The following is a 21,597-nucleotide window of genomic DNA, read 5'->3' as shown; positions in this document are numbered from 1 at the left end:
GGCGGCTCGCGGAGCAGCCAGACGAGCAGGGCCGTGAGCAGGCCGGGGACGACCATGACGAGGAACGCCGTACGCCACGAGAACGCCTGGGCCAGTACCCCGCCGAGCAGCGTCCCGACGCCTCCGAGGTGTGTGGTGACCCGCGTGAGCTAATTAATAACCCTTGAGTTCCGCTGGGCTTCTTTGGCCTCTCCAGTACCAGGGCCTGGGCGTATCTGCTGGTGCTCCGGCTTCTGTGGAAGTTGATGAGATTTCGGGGATTCTGAAGGTCTATCGTCCTGGTCGTTCGTCTTGCTGTGAGGGTGAAGGCGAGGTGGCCGGAGTTGGCGCTGGCGGTGGTGAAGGATCTGCGGGTGGCGCGTGCCCCGGCCGCTGCGGAGGACCTGGAGGCGCTGGAGACCGACGTGCTGGCCGGGTTCGTGCTGGCTCGGGCGGCAGCGGGGCTGTCGGACGGGACGATCTCCGCCGATGTGGTGCATCTGGAGCAGGTGCGGGCCTGGTTCGGTCGGCCGCTGTGGGAGATGGAACCGGCCGACGCCGATACGTACTTCGGCAAGGTGCTACGCGCCACCGCCAAGGGAACCCGGCTGGCCCGGGCCCAGGCGATCAAGACGTTCTTCCTGTTCCTGGAGCTGCGTCACAAGGTCGAAATCCACCAGATGACCGGCCGCCGGCCTTCGACGGGTGGCTGGAAGCCAAGTTGGAAGGACTCGCCCCAGGCATCCGAGATGATGTCGAGGCCTGGGCGCGGGCGCTGCGCGACGGCGCACCGCGGATCAAGCCCCGCAACATCAAGTCGGTCTGGATCCAGGTGAACCGGCTGCGTCCCACGCTGCTGCACTGGTCAGACCGATACGAACACCTGCGGGAAGTCACCCGGGAGGACCTCGCCTCGATCCTCGACGGCATGCAGGGATTTCACCGCTCGAACTTCCTGGTTGCGGCCAGATCGTTGTTCGCGTTCTGCCGCAAACGGCGCAGCATCTTCCGCAACCCGACCCGCGGCATCCGCATCGGCCAGCACCCTTACGGGCTCGTCCAGCGGCTCGACCAGGACGACATCGACCGGGCGACCGAAGTCGCCACCACCCCCGCCGCCCGGCTCGTGCTCATGCTCGCCGCCGTTCACGCCGCCCGCACCGGCGCTATCCGCTCCCTGCTCCTCGATGACGTCGACCTCGGCAACCGACGGCTCACCATCGCCGGCCGCACCCGCCCCATCGACGAGTTCACCCATCAGATCCTGCTCGAATGGCTCGATTACCGGCGCACCCGCTGGCCGAACACAGCCAATCCTCACCTGTTGATCAACCAGCTGAGCGCCCTCGGCACCGGTCCGGTCTCCAAGATCTATTTCGCCAAGAAGCTCCGCGGTCAGGCTGCGACACTCGAACGCCTTCGCGTTGATCGGCAGCTCGAAGAAGCCCTCACGCACGGCCCGGACCCCCTCCACCTCGCCGCAGTGTTCGGTCTCGATCCCAAGACCGCCATCCGCTATGCCGAGAACGCCCGCGTCCTACTGGCCACCGCAGCCGAAGAGCAAGACCCCGCCAGTCGTGACGAACCCAAGGGTCGAAACGGTCCATGAAGGATGAAGGCCCTTCGGTTCCATTCGATGAACCTTCAGTTCGCATGAACTCTGGGACTTCCCCGGGGTTGAGGAACCCAGGAACAGCCGTTGGCGGTGAGAATGATCTTGCTCGATTTGTGACGTCCGGATTCGGTGCGTGATCGGGCCAGCTTCGAGATCCAGACATCTGGCGTGATCGTCGCTTTGACGGTGATCAGCGACATGTCTACCGTTGTCACCCATGCCTGTGGGGTTTTTGTCTGACGACCAGGTCAGGGCGTATACGGCGTTCGAGGAGCTGCCGTCGCTGTCGGATCTGGAGAAGTTCTTCTTCCTGGACGCGTTCGATCGGGACGTGATCGCCAAGTCGCGCCAGGACTCACATCGCCTGGGCGTGGCCGTCCAGATCGGGACGGTCCGGTACAAGGGCCTGTTCCTGGAAGATCCGTTGGCGGTGCCGTGGCCGGTGGTGGACTATCTGGCCGAGCAGCTGGGGATCGGCGATCCCTCGCAGGTGAAGAAGTACTCCGAGCGGCTGAAGACGGCCTATGAGCACGCGTGGATGATCCGAGACTCCTACGGCTACCACGATTTCGACGACCGGGAGTCGTGGGAGGGGCGGGTTCTGGCCAAGCGGTTTCTGACGTTTCTGCACGGTCGGGCGTGGACGCATGCCGAGGGGCCGACGGCGTTGTTCGATCAGTCGGTGGCGTGGCTGCGCAGGCATCGGGTGCTGCTGCCGGGGGTGACGGTGCTGGAGCGGCTGGTGGCCAGCGTCCGGGAGCAGGCCGATGAGCGCTTGTACGCGACGGTGGCGCGTCAGGTGGAGCGCGCTGATGCGGCGTTGCGGCGGGAGCTGTCAGGGCTGCTGGTGGTTCCTCCCGGGGCGCGGATGTCAGAGCTGGAGCGGCTGCGGCAGGCGCCCAAGAGGCAGTCGGGCACGGAGATGGTGCGGGCGCTGCAGCGGGTGGACGACATCGCCCGGTTCCGGTTGGGGCGGGTACGGGTCGACAAGGTGCCGGTGCGGCGGATGAAGACGCTCGCCAAGTACGGGGCGGGTAGCAAGGCGCCGCTGCTGGCGCGTCTGCAGGAACCGCGGAAGACGGCGACGATGCTGGCGGTGACCCGGTCGTTGGAGGCTGAGGCGATCGACGACGCCCTTGATCTGTTCGCGCTGCTGATGGCCTCGCGGCTGATTTCGCCGGCGCGTCGCAAGTCCTCGGGCGACCGGTTGGCGATGCTGCCGAAGTTGGAGAAGGCATCCAAGCTGTTGTCGCGGGCGGGCCGGGTGCTGGTCGAGCAGCTCGACCTGGTCGCCGAGGCGGGTGCCGACCTGGATCCCGCGGCGCTGTGGACGGCCGTCATCGCCGAAGCCGGGGCGAGCAAGGAGCAGGTGCTGGCCGCGCTGGAACAGGTTGACCAGCTCGTGCCCGACGACGATGGCGCGGCCGAGGCGGCGCTGCGCGCGGCGCTGGTCGACAAGTACAACACCGTCCGCCCGTTTTTGAAGCTGCTGGGCGAGTCGAAGGCGCTGGGCGCGGCGGCTGGTGGCCGCAAGGTCTTGGCCGCGGTGCGCAGGCTGCCGGAGTTGGCGCGTCGGCACGTCTCCCGCAAGCCCCTGGCGCCGAAGGAGATTGACGCGTCCCTGGTGTCGGCGGCGTGGAAGCGGCCGGTGTTCGCCAACCCCGAGCTGGCCAAGGGCGCGGTGGACCGTGACGCGTATGTGGTCTGTGTCCTGGAGGGGCTGTTTCGGGCGCTGCAGGTGCGGGACGTGTTCGCCACGCCGTCGCTGCGGTGGGCCGATCCCCGCGCCCACCTGCTGGACGGCAAGGCGTGGGAGGCGATCAGCGAGGACGTGCTCGCCTCCCTGTCGCTCACCGACCCCGTCGAGGCCCATCTGGACGCCAAGCTGCTGGCGCTGGACGCGGCGTGGCGGCAGATGGCCGGCCGTCTCGAAGAAGCCGGCGACGACGCCCTGGTCCGGGTGGTCACCCCGACCGATGGGCATGCCCGCTTGTCGGTGGAGAAGCTCGGCGCGCTGGGCGAGAGCCCGTCGCTGAAGTGGCTGCGCGCGGCCTGCCAGGCGATGCTGCCGCGCATCGACCTGCCCGAGCTGCTGCTGGAGGTGCACTCCTGGACCGGGTTCCTGGACGCCTATGTGCACCTGGCCGAGGTGTCCACCCGCATGCACGACCTGCCCCGATCCCTGGTGGCGCTGCTGATCAGCGAGGCGTGCAACGTCGGCCTCACCCCGGTGATCAAGGACGGGGATGAGGCGCTGACTCGCGGCCGCCTGTCGCACGTCGATCAGAACTACGTGCGGGCCGAGACGCACGCCGCTGCGAACGCGATCCTGATCGAGGCCCAGCGCGGCGTGCCGATCGTGAAGTTGTGGGGCGGCGGGCTGCTCGCATCGGTCGACGGGCTGCGGTTCGTCGTCCCCGTCCAGACAATCAACGCCGCCCCGTCGCCGAAGTACTTCGGTTACAAGCGCGGCCTCACGCTTTTGAACGCAGTCAATGATCAGGTGATGGGGATCGGGCAGATGGTCGTGCCCGGCACGCCGCGCGACTCGCTGTACATCCTGGACACCCTGATCAACATCGACGCCGGCCCGCAGCCCGAGGTCGTCACAACCGACCAGGCATCCGATTCGGACACGGTATTCGGGATCTTCTCCATGCTCGGCTACCGGTTCGCGCCCCGCTTCGCCGACCTGGGCGACCAGCGGTTCTGGCGCGCCGAGCTGCCAGACGGGAGCACGCCGGCGTACGGGCCGCTGGAGGCGATCGCCCGCAACAAGATCAACCGGAACAAGATCCACACCCAGTGGTCGGACATGACCCGGGTCGCCGGATCACTAGTGACCAACCAGGTCCGCGCCTACGACCTGCTGCGCATGTACGCCCGCAACGGGCGGCCCACCCCGCTCGGGCAGGCGTTTGCCGAGTACGGCCGGATCGACAAGACCCTCCACCTGCTGTCCATCTTGGACCCGATCGACGACACCTACCGCCGCAAGCTGAACAAGCAGCTCACCGTGCAGGAGTCCCGGCACCGGCTCGCCCGCAAGATCTGCCATGGCGGCAACGGGCAGATCCGGAAGGCGTATCGGGAGGGCCAGGAGGATCAACTAGCGGCTCTGGGTCTGGTCGTCAACGCGGTCGCGCTGTGGAACTCGAAGTATTTGTCGGCCGCGGTCGACCGGCTGCGCGCCGACGGCATCCCGGTCAAGGACGAGGATGCCGCCCGGCTGTCCCCGCTCGGCCACGCCCACCTCAACGTTCTGGGCCGCTACTCCATCTCTTCCTCTGCACCGGCCGAAGGCCTGCGGCAGCTCGGCGAGATCCCCGACGGCGGCGTGGAGGAGGAGGGGGTGTAGATCACAGGGATCTGGCGAATCGTCCGCCGTGTCCGCCCTGGCTGCGCGATCCTGTCCTTTTGGCCAATCTTTCGAAGGATGCGCGGATGGCTGAGGAGATGCACCCGCCGTGGGACTAGGTCGTCGACGACCTGGACGAGGATGAGGAGGGCGGGATCGTCATCGTCGAAGAACGCGACGGTCCACCCTGACGCCGGTGGGTGCGCTACGTCATGCCGGTGGTGGTGGAGGTCGATCCTGACGGCGGCGGGGTGCCGGGACCTCGGTGACCTTGGCGATGGCTTCGGCGCCGGGTTTGACGTAGCGCATGGCGGTGCGGGGGTTCTTGGGGTTCTCGTAGTATATCCGCCGAACATCCAACACATTTGCCTGAGCAGCGGAAACGCCCGGCAGCGGTGGACTTGTATCGTCCGGCAGGGGACCAGGGCGGGTTGCTCATCCCGTGGTCGACGTTGGCGCTGCGGCGGCGTCGGTTTCGCGCCTTGCGTACATACGGTGGCAGCCGGTCGTTCTGACCGTTCAGAGCCGGCGTTGCATGGACAGGGCCTGCCGCCAGTGCTCAGCCGCCTGGGCCATGTCGTGGCCGAGAAGTTCGAGGAACTGGCTGGTGGTCTGGAGCCGGTCGCCGGCGGGTGTGTCGGTGCCGAAGATCCCGGCACCGCGCCGGGTGGTCTCGGCCCAGATCGCCATCGCTCTGGCACTGGCCACCCAGGCGTGGTACCAGACGTCGGCGTCGACGGAGTACCGCATCCGGCGCGCCTCGCGCTCCCGGGCGACCATCCCGCGCTGCTCGAGCCACTTGATGGCGTGTGAGATCGTCGCCGGGCTGACATGGAGCTGCTGGACGAGCTCGGTGGCGGTCAGGCTGCCGCTCTCGCTGAGAAACAGGGCGGCGAACACCCTGGCCGTCATGGGCGTCAGCCCGGTCTCGATCATCATGGCGACGAACTGTTGCGCGAACTCCCGTGTCGTGCGGACGCCGAGGTCGTTGGCGGCGGGCGCAACGACCGCGTGGGGGACGCGCTTGCGGCGGCGGGCGCGCCAGCTCGTCGCGTGCTGGGCACGGGCCGCCCGGTAGCCGTGCGGGCCACCGTTCCTGGCGATCTCGCGGGTGACGGTGGACCTGGACCGGCCCAGCCGGCGGGCGATCTCCGCATAGGTCAGCCCGGCCGCCAGCCCTTCGGCGATCCGGCGACGATCCTCGGAGGTCAACCGGCCTCCTGGCATGTGATCCCTCTCCCCTGTCCGAGGACGCTCCAGCTCATGTTGCGCTCAGCTACAGGCTCATTGCACCAATACAGGGGCATTTACCTGCGCAAATAATTTCTGCGAGTTGCCTCATTTCCGGATACAACCCTAGCGTTTCCCCGACCCAGGAGAGAGGTTCCACCCCATGAAGAAGGTCGTTCTCGTCACCGGCGCCTCAGCCGGCATCGGCAAGGCCACCGCACTCGAGCTCATCCGCGCCGGCCACATCGTCTACGGCGCAGCGCGGCGCGTGCACAAGATGGACGACATCGGCGACGCCGGCGGACACGCCCTGGCACTGGACGCACGCCGGCCCGAAGACCTGGAACGCGCCGTCGGCACCATCGTCGCCGAACAGGACCGCATCGACGTTCTGATCAACAATGCCGGCACCGTCCTGCATGGCGCAGCCGAGGACATCCCCCTCGACCTGGCACGCGACCAGTTCGAGGTCAACGTCTTCGCCCCGGCAAGGTTGACCCAGCTCGTCCTGCCGCACATGCGCGAACAGAGATCCGGCACCATCATCAACGTCTCCTCCATCGGCGGCGAGATCGCGCTGCCGCTCGGCTGCTGGTACTACGCGACCAAGCACGCGCTGGAGGCCTACTCCGACAGCCTGCGCATGGAGGTGGAACCGTTCGGCATCGACGTCGTGATCATCCAGCCCGGCATCATCAAGACCGGGTTCGAGGACCACACCGCACAAGACCTCCGCCAGATCTCCGGCGCCACCGCGTACGGGCAGATGGCCGAAGCCATGGCCGAACGCGCCGAGACACAACTCGGCGAGAACACCCCAGCCAGCGACCCCGGCGTCGTCGCCACCGTCATCCGCCAGGCCATCGAAGCAGGCAGGCCCGAGACGCGCTACGCGGTCGGCTACATGGCCGAAAGGCTCCTGGAGCTCAACAGGACGTTGCCGGACCGCGAATTCGACAAACTCCTCACCAACACCGCGAAGTAGGCCGCCGCGATGTCACACCAACCCCACCCCCACAGATGGTGGGCACTCATAGCGCTCGTTCTCATGTCCCTGGCTGTGGGCTTCGACGTGACCATCCTGAACCTGGCACTGCCGAGCATGGCCGAGGACCTGCACGCCGACAACGCCCAGCTGCAGTGGTTCATCACCGTCTACACACTGGTCCTCGCCGCCGGCATGATCCCGGCAGGCATGGCGGGCGACCGTTTCGGCCGCAAGAAGACACTCCTGGCCGCGCTGCTCATCTTCGGAGCCAGCTCACTGGCCGCCGCCTACGCCCCCTCGACCGGCATCTTCATCGCGGCGCGAGCCGCGCTGGGCCTGGGAGCAGCGCTCATCATGCCCACAATGCTGGCCCTGATCTCGACCATGTTCACCGCGCAGGAGCGGCCGAAGGCGATCGGGACGCTGGCGGGCGCCTCGATGCTGGCCTTCCCCATCGGCCCGCTCCTGGGCGGCTGGCTGCTGAGCCACTTCTGGTGGGGCTCAGTCTTTCTGATCAACCTCCCCGTGGTCGTGCTGGCGTTCCTCGCGGTCGCCGCCTGGCTGCCCGAATCGCCGCGCGAGCGCGGCAAGCGGATCGACGTGGGCGGCCTGGTGCTGTCGAGTGCGGCCCTGACGTCCTTGACCTACGGCCTCATCGAGATCGGCGAACGAGACTGGACGGACGCGGCCGTGCTCGGCCCCATCCTCGGCGGGACAGCCGCACTGACGCTGTTCGTGCTCTGGGAACGACGGGCCGGCGCGCCGCTGGTGAACCTCTCGCTGTTCGCCGGCGCGCGCTTCACCATCGGCACCGCACTGGCCACGCTCGTCAACTTCACCATGTTCGGCGTCCTATTCGCGCTGCCGCAGTACTTCCAGGCAAACCTCGGCGCGGACGCGATGGGCAGCAGCCTGCGGCTGTTGCCGCTCATCGCCGGAATGCTCATCGGGATGTCGGCGGCAGCCAGGCTGAGCCGGACGATCGGCCCCAAACTCGCGGTCGGCCTGGGGTTCGTCCTGCTCACCGCGGGCCTGTTCTGGGGCGCCACGACCAATACGGGCAGCGGCACCGGATCCGCGGCCGTGTGGACGGCCATGTATGGCCTTGGCCTCGGCTGCGTCCTGCCCACCGTCATGGACGGGGCACTGGGCTCTCTGCCACCCGGCGACGCCGGCGTCGGCGCCGCGGTGAACCAGTCCATCCGCACCCTCGGCGGCAGTTTCGGCGCGGCAGTCCTCGGCTCGATCCTGACGTCCGCCTACCGCGCCGCAGTGCCGCAGCAAGCACGCGAGAGCGTCTTCGCAGGGCTGGCCGCCGCACGATCCGCAGGCTCCGCGGGCCTGGCGGACATGGTCCGCTCCGCCTTCGTCCACGGCTTGGACATCGTCCTGGTCACCAGCGGCGGCCTCGGACTCCTTGGCGTCCTCGTCGCCCTGGCCTGGCTGCCTGGCACACCGGAACGCCCCCGGCCGAACGCACCCCGGCACGCACAGCACGGCCACGTTCCAGATCATCAAGCTCCTGCTTGATCAGAGCCACGTCGGCGGGCGCGGCGCGGTTCATCGCCGCTCGGCTGTCCCGTCTCATTCGATCTTGACGCCGGACGGTCCTCTTACCAGCGGAGATGCAAAGTCGACTGAGACGTCGAAGTCCCGTCGTCTCACTTGATGTTGTCTGCCAGGCGCGTTTCCAGCGCCGCCGATTGGTAGGTGACAACGCGCTGACGTGGGCGGTCTCAATTGGCCTTGTCTCTCGTGCGCTAACCGGAGACGGTCAGGTGAGACAGCCGCAGGACTTAATGAGACGGGACATCGGCCGTCAAGGCCCAACGCAAGTGATCAGAGTGGTGTTCCGTAAGGGGATCCTCAACCGGAACACCCGCCAGCCCGGGCAGAGCCCCAGGTCGAGGTGTTCCGTATAGGTGTTCCGCGAACTGTTCCGGTGAAGACCCCCTATCCGGAACACTTGAGCGCGTGAACGGAACCCGCGTCGGCTACGCCCGCTGCTCGACCGACGAGCAAGACGTCATCATCCAGACCGAGCAACTGCTGACGCTCGGCGTCCCCGAGGACCGGATCTACATCGACCGCGGCTTCTCCGGCACCACCCGCCGCAACCGCGCCGGCCTCGACCAGGCCCTCGCCGCCGTCTGGGACGGCAGCGTCTTCACCGTAACCAAGTTCGACCGCTTCGCCCGCAACATGGCCGAGGCCAACCAGATCCTCACCGACCTGTCCGGCCGCGGCGTCCTGTTCGGACTCGGCGCATCCGTCTACGACTGGAACGACCCGTTCGGCCGGCTGTTCCTGCAGACCCTCGCCATGGTCGCCGAGTTCGAGGCCAACCTCGGGCACATGCGCACCCGCGAGGGCATGGCCCTGGCCAAGAAGAACGGCAAGCTCAAGGGCAAGCAACCCAAACTGCCCGAACCCGCCCGGCGCTCCATCCGCCGCCGCTACGCCGAGGGCGAGGTGTCCCTGGCCGACCTGGCCACCGAGTACAGCGTCGGACGCTCCACCATCCACCGCATCATCCACGGCCCAGAAAACTCCAGGTAGAGCGATCACACGCCGAACCCGGACGTCACCTACCGAGCAAGATCATTCTCATCGCCAACCGCTGTTCCTGGGTTCCTCAACCCCGAAGAACCTGCGTTACGTCGCGGGCTGGATGACCGATCTGGCAGGTATCCAGGTCAAGGTGCGGCTGCTGCCTCACTATGAGGACGAGGTGGAGGTGTTCGACGCCCGCGACGGCCACTATCTGGGATCGGCGTTCCTCTCCGACCGGTCCAACGCCGAAGACCGAGCCGATATCCAGCGTGCCCGCGCGCGGACAAAGAAGCGCACTCGCGCGACACAGCAGAAGGCCGCGAGCACCATGAAGGCGCGCTACCGCCCGGTCACCTCGGCCGAGCCTCCCCGGCGCATGACGGTTCTGGCGGCCGAGGAAGCCAACGCCGAGTCCCGGGAGCTCAATAGGGATGCGATGGCCGCGCTGGCCATCCATGATCCACCCCGCGATGAGGATCTTCCGGCCGGCTGGGTGTCGCCGCTGGCCCGGAAAGCGCGAACCGAATCCGCCTAGAGCGGCCAAAGCAGCCTGCGGGGCGTTCCTTCCCTGCTGTTCACTTCGTTCTGGCTCCCGCTGGGGTGAGCCGGGAAGGCTGATGTGTCATGCCGTGGCGTAGCGATGAGCATCCCTATGTACGGCGCGATGGGGTGCCGATGGGCCTGCCGTGCGGACCGGCGATCTCCCTCCCGATAGAGCGGCTGGCCTACGGCCCGCTACGGAGGGTGATCGAGGAAGGGGCGATGCTGTTCCTCCGCGGCACTGTCGAGCAGCGAGTGGAACTTGCTACGGGCCTGCGCACGCTTGTTTCCCAGGTCCTACATGAGCTGCCCCTTCAGGTGAGGCCCACGCTGACCTTCATGCGCGCGCGCCTGACCGCGGCGCTGGCACTGCCACAGCCGCCGGACGGGAGGTCGGGCGAGGCCGATCATCTGAACCGGCGCGTACCTTCCCGATCATCATCTACGACCTGGCGCAACGGCTTTCGACCGGCTGTGTGGAGTACGGGCGCCGCTTGCACGACGGCACCAGCGCCACAGTCATCTTCTCCGCCACCACCGACTGAAGGGGTATCCATGTCCGTATCGGCAGACGACCTGCTTCCTTACGACCGCGCCGACCACTACCTGAATCTTCCGGACGCGCAGGTGGTGGCGACCAAGGCACTGCTGATGACGCGGGACAACCTGCGCGAGGTGATCGAAGCCAAGGCGATGATGTGCGTATACGGCGACGCTGGACTGGGAAAGACGTTCGCGGTCAACGCCTCACTGCGCGATTTGGCCCCCGGACAGTTCCACCGCATCCAATTCCGCGAGCGGCCCACCCCGCGCTACATCCGGCACAAGCTGTTCGAGACGCTGAAGATCGGCGGCCGCATGCCCAGCCGGCCCGCTGAATTCGACAAACTGCTCAGGAACGTGCTGGCCGAGGAATTCCGCATACTCGTGTGCGACGAAGCGCAATGGCTGTCCACCGAGTGCTTCGAATACTGGCGACACCTGTGGGACGACCAGGAAACCGACCTCGCGGTCGTGTTCGTGGGCGGGGACAAATGCTACGAGGCGCTGGACTCCCAGCCCATGCTGGCCTCGCGCATCTACGTGTGGCAGGAATACCAGCAACTGACCAAGAAGCAGGTCCACGAGGTCATCCCCGCCTTCCATCCGATCTGGGCGGCGGCCGACCCGGCCGACATCGACTTCGTCTACCGCCACGCGGCACGCGGCAACTTCCGCATCTGGGCCAAGATCACCCACCAGCTGTTGCGTCTGCTGGCGCAGCTGGGCCAGGAATGTGTTGACCGCGTGGCGATACGGCGCGTGTTCGCCCGTCTGGGCGGCCACCTGACATGAGCCAGGCCCTGCCCCAGCCATCGCCGCCCCCACAGCAGACGGCTGCCGCCGCCCCGGTCACGATCGTCCTTGACCCGCACGACGACGCCGACTGTCTCCACCACGCCTTGGCCGCCCACGATCCCGCAGCCGGATGTGTCACTGTGCACCCCACGCCCGGCGCCTCCACCGACAGCCAACTCTGCCTGGACGTGCTCATCGCCCTCGGCAAGCCAGCCGACCAGGCCGCCACTCTGTCCGGACGCGCCGGAGGCGAGCACGCGGTGGCTGCGGCCACCGCGTGGCTGATCGGATCCCGCACGTGGTTGATCATCGCGGTGCGCACCCATCTGCTCTCAGCGGCCCAGCGGGCACGCCTGGTGTGCCTGGCTCACGAGAGTGGCGCGAAACTCATCGTCGTCTGGCACGCCCGGGCCGAGCAGGACTGGACGGCCTGCTTTCCCGGCGCCACCGGGTTCCACCTGGCCGACCGCCTACGGCCGGCGATAGCCGCTGCTCGCCTGGAACGCAAACCGTGGCACAGCGCCGTACCCGCCCGGCAGGTCCTGCATTGCGCCGAGCGGGGCCAGCAGCCCGCCCGCAGCGACCCTGACCGCGACGACGTCACCCTGCCGGTCTTGCCCGCCAGCGATTTCCTGCGCTTTCGCGCCGTCGCCTACCGGCGCCTGAGCCTGTCACAGTTCCAGCACGTCGACGGCGTCTACACCTACGGCCTGGACCTCGCCTGCACCTGGATCCTGCGGCACGGCGATCTGGCCCGCGCCCCGGCCACACGCCGGCTTGCATCAGCGCGGCCGACGCAGTGGGGGGCCATGACCGGCAACGTGCGCGACCAGGCCAGCATCTTGCACCGCCTGCCAGAGGAGATCACCCCCGATCATCCTTACCCGTACCGCATCGGCGCCCTTCACCCCCTGCGCCTGTTCCTGACCGACCTCATCGCCGACTGCCCCACCAAAGAGCACGCCGTTGCCCGCATCCGCGGTGCGCAAGCAGGCTTATTCCTGCACGGCTACCTGCTGACGGTGCCGATCCTGATGGGCCGCCCGGCAGGCCCGGGCCTCATCGCCCAGTTGACCGCCGAGGACGCCGAGCGCATCGCCACCCATCTGGCCCACCCCGTCCACGCCGCAGCGCTGGCCACGGCCCTGTTCACCGGGGCCCGCCTACACGACCTCCAGGCGATTCCCCTAGCGGCACTCAGCCCCGACGCCACCACGATCGAGATCCGCGAAGGCACGCAAGCGGCAGGACTTGTCCTGCCAGAGGAAACCATCACCTACCGGGTACCGGTCTACGCGCGCGGCATCTTGGCCGCAGCACGCGCCTTCCTGCTCCTCACCGGCCATCACGACGAAGAGCCGCTGCTCGAACAAGGCCTCGGCAGCCGGGGCCAGCAGTTGCTGATCTCGGCGCGCACCTGCGCCCTGACCGTGCCATCCCTCCTGGAACATGCCGAACACCATCGCTCCTGGCTGCGCCGCACCACCTGCTGGAAAGTGGGCGAATCCATCCATCCCACCTCGTCACAGTCCGTAGCCGGGCGCGAGAGCGCACAGGAGACACCCCATGCTTGACATCGACCTCATCCAGCGCAAGATGACCGAGCTGCGCATGGGCGGGGTGGAATTCGCCCGGCGCGTCGGCGTCTCCCTGGACACTCTGCGTGCCGCCCGTACCGCCACCATCAGTATCGACCTGGCCTTGCGCATCTGCGACGCCCTGGATATCGACCTGGCCGAATTGGTGGGACGCCGCCGAGAAGACCGACCGCGACCACCCGCTGACGACGACCGGGTGCTCGAGGCGGCACTGGCCCAGCACGGCCAGGTGGCCGAGCAGGACCTGGCCGAGGCGCTGGGCTGGTCCCTTGCCCGGGTCCGAGAGAGCGCCGAAGACCTGTCCCTGCGGTTGGCACAAACCGCGCTCCACCTTCTCTGGACGGATGCTTTCCTGCAGGTGCAGCCGCGCCCTGGGGTGTTACCTGCGGAGGTGTCCAAGCAACTGCAGACCCTCCAACACGCTCGCCTGCCCCTGTCGCCCGACGACGCCGCCATCCTGCTGCATCTCATCCGGGCAGACCGCGACCTGACAGATCACCACCTGACGGTGAACCGGCACATCCTCATCGACTGGGAAGCCGAGGAGCACCTCATCCGCCAGGGCATCACCGCCGAGCGGGACCGCCGCGGACCAGCCGAGCTGACCAGCACGTGGTTCACCCCGGCACCCCATGAGGACGTCCTGTTCGGGCTCGGCCTGGGCGTCCATCCGCGTAAGGATCCGTCGTGAGGCGGTGGGACGACCGCAGGAGGGGCCTACCGAGGACATCCCTCGCCCCCTCGCGTCAAGGAGAGGCAGCGTTCATGACCCCTACCAACAGCCCGCCTGGGCACGACCGGCAGGCCATCCCACCAAGCATCTGGCTGGCCGACACGATGACCGGTACCGATCTCACGATCGGCGGACGGCGGGTCTGGTTGCATATGCTGCTGGACAGCATCAGCGCCACGCCCCTGGGGCATCGGTGGGACCACCTCGGTGGGGGTGACGGCGCGGTCGCGGTGTTGCGGTCGGCCCTGGCCGCCTACCCGGTTCCGCACACCATCCACATGGACTTCGGGGCAGCCTACACATCCGCCTACGCCATGATCTGCGGACGGCACGGCATCCGGCTCGTCCGCTCACGTGATCCCCGACTTCTGCTTGAGCGGATCTTCGGCCGCATCCAGCGCCAATTCGTCCAGAGTCTTGGCCGCGTCTCGGACTCGGTCACCGATATCGAGCACCTGAATCAACTCTTCGCCGAATGGCTGGACTTCTACCCGGACCGGCTTCAGACGTGACAGGTGCTTCCTAGCACACCGATGAGCGGCGGCTACTGAGGCATCCGCAGCATCGGCACGCCGCCGCCACACGGCCGGGCATCCGGCGAACACCGCCATCGCGACGTCAGCCCGCCGACACAGCCCTGAACATGATTCACCTCGCGAGATGCAGGAGGCCGCCATGACACAGCCAGCGCAAGGAGATCACTTCATGAACCTGCCCGGCGCGAACCTCGTCGCGACAACGGACATGATGCGTACCTGGGACTCTCTGCAACACGCGATCAGCGCCCGGGCGATGATGTGTGTTCACGGCGATGGGGGGCTCGGCAAATCCTTTGCGGTCAAGGCGTCGCTGCGCACACTCGCACCTGACAGCGCGCACTACATATCGTTTTACGAGCGGCCCACCCCAAGCTACTTACGCCGAAAGCTAGTCGAAGCCGTGGGTCACGACGCTCCCATGCCGCGCACCCCCGTCGAAGCCGACAGACTCCTCAAGACGGCGCTCGGCGAGCGGTTCCATGTCCTCGTCTGCGAGGCAGCGCACTGGCTGTCCCTCGAAGGCTTCGAATACTGGCGACATCTGTGGAGCGACCGAGATACCGACCTTGCGGTCGTGTTCGTGGGCGCAGACAAATGTCGCCAGATCCTTTCTGCGTCACCGTCTCTCGCGTCCAGCATCTACATCTGGCAAGAATACCGGCCGATGACGCAGGCACAGATTCGCGACGTTATTCCCGCCTTTCACCCGGTTTGGGCGGATGCAGATCCCGACGACATCGACTTCGTCTACTGCACCGCTGCCGGGGCGTCTTCCGCTCGTGGGCGGGGCTGACTCATCATGTCATTGCCCTGCTCGAGGATCAGGGGCACAAACGCGCCGATCGCGAGGTGTTGCGCCAGGCGCTGACCAGATTCATGGGGGCCTGAGGCGGCTGGTCACTGCTTCAGGGCGAGCGGTTGGCGGCGTCGTTGAATAGCGATGGTGTTCGCCGCTGATGTCCTCGCTGGTCACTGCCCGGTCGTCGCCCAGCTGTCCGGCTCACATGCGGTGACTCGTCGCCCAACCATAATCCCCGCGGATCGCGGCCAGGTGCGCTCTGGCCGGCTACTGGCAGACATCGGATGCGGAGATCTCATCCCTCCGCGGTCCCCACCGGGGCCGCACAGCACGCTCGTTCTGACAAGCAGGAGGACTGGTCATGCCCGCAGGTGCCGTACCCCCACCCGACGACGGAAACGATTACATTCTGGAGCCCGACGGTGCCAACGTTGTGGTTACTGAAGCGCTCCGGCTGACGCACGCCAACCTGGGGATCGCCCTCGAAGAGCGCGCCATGGCATGCATGTACGGCGATTCTGGACTCGGCAAGACCGCGATGGTGAACGCCGTCCTGCGCCACCTCGCCCCTGAGGCGACCATCCGACTGCCGTGCTGTCCCCGCCGCATGCGTGAAGCACTCTTTAATGCTCTGGGCCTGCAGGGCCCCAAGCCGAGGAGTGCGCGCGAGTGCGATGACCTGCTCAAGGCGACGCTGGCCGAGAAGTTCCGGGTACTGGTGTGTGATGAGGCGCATTGGCTGCCGGCCGACTGCGTCGAGTGGTGGTACCACCTACGGGACGACCGCACCGGCGCGGCAATCGTGTTCGTGGGCGGGGCGGACTGTCCCGAGGTTCTGACGCGGACAACGCGTGAGCCCATGCTGTCCTCACGCATTCTGCTCTGGCAGAAATTCCAGAGGATGTCCTTGGCCGAGGTCCTGGATGTGATTCCGGCCTATCACCCGATCTGGGCCGGTGCCGACGCCAAGCTCCTCAAGCTGGCAGACCGGCAGGCCGGCCACGGCAACTGGCGTGTCTGGGCTCGCCTCACCAAGCTCGCGGTGGGCGCGCTCAGCCAGCTCCAGCGCCCCGCCGTCGATGATGATGTCCTGGCGTCGGTGCTGGACAGGTTGCGCCCGCAGTGGCCACTGTGATAATCGTCCGGAATCCGCACCCGTCACAGGTATGGCTTGCATGGCCAGGACAACGTCCTCACCTGTGTTCTGGCTTGCGAGAACCTTCAGGAGGGGCTCTGGTTCTACCTCCGATCTGATGGTCTGCCGGGAAAGCGGGCGCAGCGCGCGGGTGGAAGGAACAGCCGGGCTGCGCCTGCGGCTGGCGCTGTCACCCTCCGACCTGATCGCCGACATCCGCGTGCTCGCCGACATCTGCGCCCGCCCGCTCCCGCACGACCTGCTGGAGTTTGTGGACACGTCCGGCCCGTGCGTGACCCCCGCACGCGCGACATGTTCGACGTCGGCCTGGAGCAGACCCTCGGCAACCGCCTGGAGGCCGAGCGGCAACTGGCCCCGGTCATGCCCACCAGTTGCCTGCCACACCTCGGCGACACTCACTCCTTCCTGGTCAAAGTGGTCGGCGCGCCCGCCCGCGCCGTCGACCACCTCGACCTGGCGGCCATCATCGGCCCGCTGCAGCGGCATCGCCGGGACAGCGTGTCCCGGCCCTGCGCAAAAGCCGGATCCAGCTGTGCGCGGGCAGCGGCGGCAAGCAGGCCGTCACCAGCGCGATGGCGTGGAAAAGGCTGGAGACCAGCCGGTCGATCGGCTCACGCCGCTTCCACCTGCTGGACGGGCACTGGTGCGAAATCGGCGCGGACTACCTGGACACGATCCGCGGCCCACATCGAACGTCTCCTGACCGCCCCGCCGTCGCTGGATCTGCCCGCGTGGCGGCACGGCTGGACCGGGAAGGACTACAACCTCGCCGTGCCCGCCCAGCGCGCGGAGTATGTGTGCCTGGACCGCAAGGGCGTGCGCAACCCGCTGGACAAGAGCAACAGCGTCGAGATCTGCGACCTGCTCGGCCCCGGCGACGAGCTCATCCACGTCAAACACACCAGGGCCTCATCCCCGCTCAGCCACCAGTTCTATAAGCCTTGGTCTCCGCGCAGATGCAGCTGTCGGCCTACTCGGCCGAGGCCCGCGCGCAGTTCGCCCGTCTGGTCGCGCAGGCCAGCCCCGGCCGCACCATCCCGGACGGCTTCCAGCCCAAGAAGCCCGTCCTGGCGAGCTTGCTGAAAGACGGCACGGAGCTGACGCCCGACACGCTGTTCCCCTTCTCGCAGGTCACCCTGGCCCACACCGCCACCATGCTGCGGGACACGTACCACATCGACGTCGAGGTCATCGGCGTCGGCTACCTGCCGGCGTGAACCCGGCAGGCGGCGGGCCAGGCCGGGCGTACTCCCGGCCCTCTCGACCCCAGCCAGCCGTTCCCCGGTGCCGTACGCCAGGCATCAGCCCAGAAGACATTCACCCCGACCCGGAAAGACCACCATGCCCCTTCCTTCTCTTCCTCCCTCCGCCCGACTTCGCCTGCGATCGGTGATGACCGGCGCGGTGCCGGTCACCGCCGCCCTGGCGACCGTGACCGGCGTGATCTGGCTTCTCATCGTGATCTGCCGCATCGTCATCGCCTTCGTCGCAGCCCACCGCACCGCCATCGTGTCCGTCCTCATCGTCGTATTCATCCTTTTCGTCATCGACGCGGCCGTACGCGCGATGCATGCGCATGAGGCGAAGATGCGCAGGCAACGACTCCAAGACCGCGCGCGACTGGAGGCGATCGACGCCATGAGCGGCCAGGACTTCGAACACTTCATCGCCGACCTGCTCCGCGACGAGGGCTACCGGCACGTCGAGGTGGTCGGCCGCAGCGGCGATCAAGGAGCCGACATCACCGCCCGCACCAGGGACGGACGCAAGATCGCCGTTCAGTGCAAGCGGCAGGCCGCACCCGTCGGCGCCGACCGCATCCGTAACCTCATCGGCGCGGTCCACTGCGCCTACACCGGCCACCAGGCGGTCTTGGTCACCTCGGCACGATTCACCCGCCCGGCACTCGACGAAGGCGACGGGCACGTCGTCCTGGTCGACCGAAACCGACTCGTGGAATGGATGAGAGGCAAGCCACTGGGACTTTGACATCCTTCCCTTGTCATCGAGGGGTTCCGATTCCCTCTGCTCAGCTCCACATCGCCATGCGGGACATCGAGATCGACGCCATGCAGGCCCAGGCCGAGCGGTGGCTGGCCGACTACAAGTCACTGGGATCGCGTTTGTTGCCCTGAACACGCAGCATGATCACGGTACGGGGTCGGGGGTCGCCGGCCGGGCCTGCTACGGTCCGCACGGTGACGCAGGCAGGGATCGCCGCCAGCCCGTCAGGCTTGTCGGTCAGGTCTAACACGACGAGAAAGTTCACGGGCGGCCCAGCGACCTGGTAGGCGATGGCTTGCGGGAGGTACTGGTCGGTGTAGGCGTCCCAGGAGGGATCGCTCCAGTCGCGTTTGAGTTCCAGCGTGATGAGCTCGTCGTGCGGTTGCCAGGCGATGTCCACACGCCCGCCGCCGACGTTGGTCACCTCCAGGTAGACCCGCAATCCCTGGCCGCGCAGGAAGTCGCGCAGGTCTCTGCCGAGCTCGGCTTCCAGGGGGCGGGGCTCATCCTTTTTGAGGCGGCGCAGGTAGGCCCGTGCTTGGCCGCCGTACTTCTGAGTCTCTGCCATGCGCAGGTCGAGGAAGCGCAGCAGGTGTAGCAGCATGCGATCGATGTCGAGCGCGAATTGCGCGGTGTAGCCGTCGGGGCATTGCTGCTGCAGCTGCCGCTGTGTGTCGCGGTAGGTGGAGGCGATGATCGGGACCTCGTCGACTGGCAGTTGCGCGCGGTGTGCCTGAGTCATGGCCGCAAGGCGGTCGGCCAGCTCCGGAGCCGAGGTGAGCAGACCCGCCAGGGTCTGGGTGTCGTGCGCGGACAGTCCGAGCCCAGCGAGCGAGGACGCCGCGCGGTCAGGTTTTGGGGGATGTCGCTCACCACCCGGCTGGAGTGCCTGGCGCAGCGCGAGAGCTTGCTCCCGCACGATGGGCGTGGTCGGGTCCTGATCGCGGTCGGGGTCGTGGCTCAGCTCCTCCAGCCACTGGTCAACAAGCGCGAGCCCGCCCTCGCGAGCGAGCAGGGCGCGTTCCACGCGGGGCGCCAGCAGGCGATGCAACCCGTGAGCCGCTTTCGGCTCCGGGGCGCCGTCAGGGCGGGCGAGCAGGTCGAGGGTGCGGTGCGCCGTGTAGACGGTGACGAGATCGTTGATCACGGCTCCGGCGTGCAGCCAGGCGGTGGGGCGGTCGGCCGCTTGTGCCCGGGTAAAGCTGTCCAGCAGCCTTTGCCAGGCGCTGAGTGTCTCCAGGCGCGGGCTGCGCCAGCCGGCAGGCAGCCCGAGCAGGTTCATCCGCAGCTCCAGCACCGCCTGATCCAGGCGGTAGCCGATGTCGTCGGCAGCGGCGCCGGCAGAGTAGGCGAGGATCGCGTCGATGGCCAGGCCGAACGCCGCGGCGTCGGGGCGTTGTTCATCTTGGTGGGCGTCGGTGAAGTGGCGGCGGGCCTGCAGGAACAGGCCGCGCGCCAGGTCGGCGTCATCAGTGTGGAGCGCTTGGCGCAGGGTCAGCATGCCCAGTTCGTAGGCGGCGTCCTCGGCGACGTCGTCACGCTGCAGGAGTTGCTGCAGCAGCCGGGGGATTTCGGGAGCATCGAAGTGTTCGGCGATCGCGCCGGCGACGCGCACCGTCCGCAGGGCGTAGTTGTCGTCCAGGCGGGTCAGATCACGGCTCAGCCGGCGCAGCCGGTCCAGCAGGCCGTAAGCGCTGGCGGCGCCGGCCAGGACCAGGCGGGCGCTGCTTTCCAGGGCGATGCCCCCGATCAGGTTGAGGTGGGCGCGGCTGAGGTCGAGCCAGGCGTCGACGAGATCGTCGCCGAGCAGGCCAATGGCGGGCGGATGGGCCAAGAACGCGGCCACGACCTCTTCCATCGTGATCGGATCGCTTGGGGTTTCGGCGGCGGCGAGCAGGAAGGCGCGTCCGTCGTCGTCTTGCACGATGGCGGGATCGTCACAGATCAGGTCGATGAGGGCAGGCAGCTCATGGTGCGCCAGCAGCGCCTGCTGGTGGGTGGCCAGCAAGGGCAAGCCGCCGAGCTGGTCCAGCGTGGGCAGGGCGGTTCCGGTCCGGTGGGCTTCGGCCAGGCGGTGGAGGGGATCGGTGCCGTCGGTCATGGCTGCCGGTCTCCTTCCTGCGCTGCGTTGTGTCGTGAGCTTAGATCCGCTGTCGGGATAGCGGCTAGGGCCGCACGGGCTGTGCTGCGGTTATCTAGGGTGCCTCACCACAGGCGCTGTCCGGTTGGGGCCAGCAGCAGCTGATCGGCGCTGATGACGGAGGCGACTTCCTGGCCGCGCGCCGTGGCGATGATGACCTGGAGTTCTGGGGCGATCCGGGTGAGCTGGACCAGGCCCTGCAGCATGAGCTGCAGGTCGTCGCTGTTGACCTCCTCGGCCCCGGGCGAGTCGATGATCAGCAGGCCGGGATGACGGCCGACGCCGGTGCGGATGCCATGACGCAGCAACGCGGTCGTGGTGACGATCTTCAGCCGGAGTTGCTCGCCCTCGGTCAGCGAGCTGTAGGGCTGGTGCTGGCCGCCCTTTGTCACCTTCAGCGTCGCGCTGGTGCCCAGCTCGACGGCTTGCAGCATGTCCAGTCCCAGTTGCCGGCCCATGCTCACGATGTCCTGCTCGACGGCTTGCAGCACGTCCTTCAGGGCACGGGTCCGCCGACTGCGGGCGGCCTTCTCCGCGGCCTTGAGCACGGCGTCATCGCGTTCAAGCGGCGCGATGCCGACCGGATCGCCCATGTCCGAGAAACGGCCGCTGCGCTCGGCGAGCGCGCCCTCCAGCCGGGCGACGTCGAGTTCCGCCGCCCGGCGGTCGCTGATCGCCGGATTGGCGAGCGCGTCGTGCAGGTCGGCCTGTGCGCCGGAGAGGTCTTCGGAGGCCTGTTGGAAACGCCGCTGCTTGTCGGCCAGCATGGTGGCCGCCCGCTCGACGGCCGCCTGCACATCCGCGAGCGTGCGGCGCAGTTCCTGCTCATCGTCGACGTCATCGTCGACGTCCCGCTCATCGGCAGGCTGTTGCTGCTCCTCGGCGGCGGGCGCGTGCAGCTCGGAGGTGCACAGCGAGCAACGCCCGTTCTCTGAGGTGCCTCGAAGATTCCGGACAGTTGGCTACATAAGCTGACAGAAGTCTGGAAGAGGTAGGTACGTGACGAGGCGTCGCAGGCAGTTCTCGC

At 67.6% G+C, this 21,597-nt stretch carries 19 protein-coding genes and 1 pseudogene; 17 read left to right on the top strand and 3 right to left on the bottom strand.

Features of this window, described 5'->3' with window-relative positions; genetic code table 11:
- Positions 1-323 precede the first annotated feature (323 nt).
- From AB0J64_RS53665 to AB0J64_RS53655, 3 genes are all read left to right on the top strand, one after another.
- Entirely contained in the window at positions 324-815 is a 492-nt protein-coding gene (locus AB0J64_RS53665) for a hypothetical protein (RefSeq protein WP_364045694.1), read from the top strand.
- Positions 701-1,588 (top strand): hypothetical protein, encoded by an 888-nt coding sequence (locus tag AB0J64_RS53660; RefSeq protein WP_364045692.1) that lies wholly within the window; start codon positions 701-703, stop codon positions 1,586-1,588. Before AB0J64_RS53665 ends, AB0J64_RS53660 begins: the two co-directional genes overlap by 115 nt.
- A 223-nt stretch (positions 1,589-1,811) precedes the next feature.
- The gene (locus tag AB0J64_RS53655; RefSeq protein ID WP_364045690.1) at positions 1,812-4,952 is read left to right on the top strand and encodes a Tn3 family transposase; all 3,141 of its coding nucleotides are present in this window, start codon (positions 1,812-1,814) and stop codon (positions 4,950-4,952) included.
- A 519-nt stretch (positions 4,953-5,471) separates the two neighbouring features.
- On the opposite strand, the gene AB0J64_RS53650 is transcribed toward AB0J64_RS53655, so the two are convergent.
- Positions 5,472-6,164: a helix-turn-helix domain-containing protein gene (locus AB0J64_RS53650; RefSeq protein ID WP_364045689.1), complete on the bottom strand. Its 693-nt coding sequence runs from the start codon at positions 6,162-6,164 to the stop codon at positions 5,472-5,474.
- A 181-nt stretch (positions 6,165-6,345) separates the two neighbouring features.
- Between AB0J64_RS53650 and AB0J64_RS53645 the strand changes: the two genes are divergently transcribed.
- From AB0J64_RS53645 to AB0J64_RS53585, 13 genes and pseudogenes are all read left to right on the top strand, one after another.
- Positions 6,346-7,167 (top strand): oxidoreductase, encoded by an 822-nt coding sequence (locus tag AB0J64_RS53645; protein ID WP_364045688.1) that lies wholly within the window; start codon positions 6,346-6,348, stop codon positions 7,165-7,167.
- A 9-nt stretch (positions 7,168-7,176) separates the two neighbouring features.
- Positions 7,177-8,700, top strand: a complete 1,524-nt coding sequence (locus AB0J64_RS53640) for an MFS transporter (protein WP_364045687.1) — start codon at positions 7,177-7,179, stop codon at positions 8,698-8,700.
- A 444-nt stretch (positions 8,701-9,144) separates the two neighbouring features.
- Complete coding sequence (locus tag AB0J64_RS53635) at positions 9,145-9,729, top strand: recombinase family protein (protein ID WP_364045685.1); 585 nt, start codon at positions 9,145-9,147, stop codon at positions 9,727-9,729.
- Positions 9,730-9,841: 112 nt separating this feature from the next.
- Positions 9,842-10,258 carry a hypothetical protein gene (locus AB0J64_RS53630; protein WP_364045683.1) on the top strand — a complete coding sequence of 139 codons (417 nt, stop codon included), beginning with the start codon at positions 9,842-9,844 and terminating at the stop codon, positions 10,256-10,258.
- Between the two features lie 89 nt (positions 10,259-10,347).
- The gene (locus AB0J64_RS53625) at positions 10,348-11,598 is read left to right on the top strand and encodes an ATP-binding protein (protein ID WP_364045681.1); all 1,251 of its coding nucleotides are present in this window, start codon (positions 10,348-10,350) and stop codon (positions 11,596-11,598) included.
- Positions 11,595-13,175: a hypothetical protein gene (locus AB0J64_RS53620; protein ID WP_364045679.1), complete on the top strand. Its 1,581-nt coding sequence runs from the start codon at positions 11,595-11,597 to the stop codon at positions 13,173-13,175. Before AB0J64_RS53625 ends, AB0J64_RS53620 begins: the two co-directional genes overlap by 4 nt.
- A complete protein-coding gene (locus tag AB0J64_RS53615; RefSeq protein ID WP_364045677.1) occupies positions 13,168-13,890 on the top strand; it encodes a helix-turn-helix transcriptional regulator in 723 nt (240 codons plus the stop codon). Before AB0J64_RS53620 ends, AB0J64_RS53615 begins: the two co-directional genes overlap by 8 nt.
- Positions 13,891-13,964: 74 nt before the next feature.
- A complete protein-coding gene (locus AB0J64_RS53610) occupies positions 13,965-14,444 on the top strand; it encodes a transposase family protein (protein ID WP_364045675.1) in 480 nt (159 codons plus the stop codon).
- A gap of 193 nt (positions 14,445-14,637) precedes the next feature.
- A complete protein-coding gene (locus tag AB0J64_RS53605) occupies positions 14,638-15,264 on the top strand; it encodes an ATP-binding protein (protein WP_364045673.1) in 627 nt (208 codons plus the stop codon).
- A 367-nt stretch (positions 15,265-15,631) separates the two neighbouring features.
- Complete coding sequence (locus AB0J64_RS53600; protein ID WP_364045671.1) at positions 15,632-16,405, top strand: ATP-binding protein; 774 nt, start codon at positions 15,632-15,634, stop codon at positions 16,403-16,405.
- Between the two features lie 288 nt (positions 16,406-16,693).
- Positions 16,694-17,347, top strand: a pseudogene (locus AB0J64_RS53595) (TIGR04141 family sporadically distributed protein); the annotation flags it as partial.
- Between the two features lie 20 nt (positions 17,348-17,367).
- Positions 17,368-17,643, top strand: a complete 276-nt coding sequence (locus tag AB0J64_RS53590; protein ID WP_364045669.1) for a DUF6119 family protein — start codon at positions 17,368-17,370, stop codon at positions 17,641-17,643.
- 175 nt (positions 17,644-17,818) lie between these two features.
- Complete coding sequence (locus AB0J64_RS53585; RefSeq protein WP_364045696.1) at positions 17,819-18,415, top strand: restriction endonuclease; 597 nt, start codon at positions 17,819-17,821, stop codon at positions 18,413-18,415.
- A gap of 112 nt (positions 18,416-18,527) precedes the next feature.
- Here AB0J64_RS53585 and AB0J64_RS53580 read toward each other — a convergent pair whose 3' ends face one another.
- Entirely contained in the window at positions 18,528-20,531 is a 2,004-nt protein-coding gene (locus AB0J64_RS53580) for a hypothetical protein (RefSeq protein ID WP_364045667.1), read from the bottom strand.
- Positions 20,532-20,635: 104 nt separating this feature from the next.
- Positions 20,636-21,337, bottom strand: a complete 702-nt coding sequence (locus AB0J64_RS53575) for a hypothetical protein (RefSeq protein ID WP_364045665.1) — start codon at positions 21,335-21,337, stop codon at positions 20,636-20,638.
- Here AB0J64_RS53575 and AB0J64_RS53570 point away from each other — a divergent pair.
- Entirely contained in the window at positions 21,308-21,505 is a 198-nt protein-coding gene (locus tag AB0J64_RS53570) for a hypothetical protein (protein ID WP_364045663.1), read from the top strand. The two genes, AB0J64_RS53575 and AB0J64_RS53570, sit on opposite strands and share 30 nt — an antisense overlap.
- Positions 21,506-21,597: the final 92 nt, after the last annotated feature.

It is taken from the genome of Nonomuraea sp. NPDC049695, from assembly GCF_040674955.1.
GTDB lineage: Bacteria > Actinomycetota > Actinomycetes > Streptosporangiales > Streptosporangiaceae > Nonomuraea > Nonomuraea helvata.
Note: the sequence above shows the minus strand (reverse complement) of the source record. Positions and strands in the feature narration are given on the sequence as shown.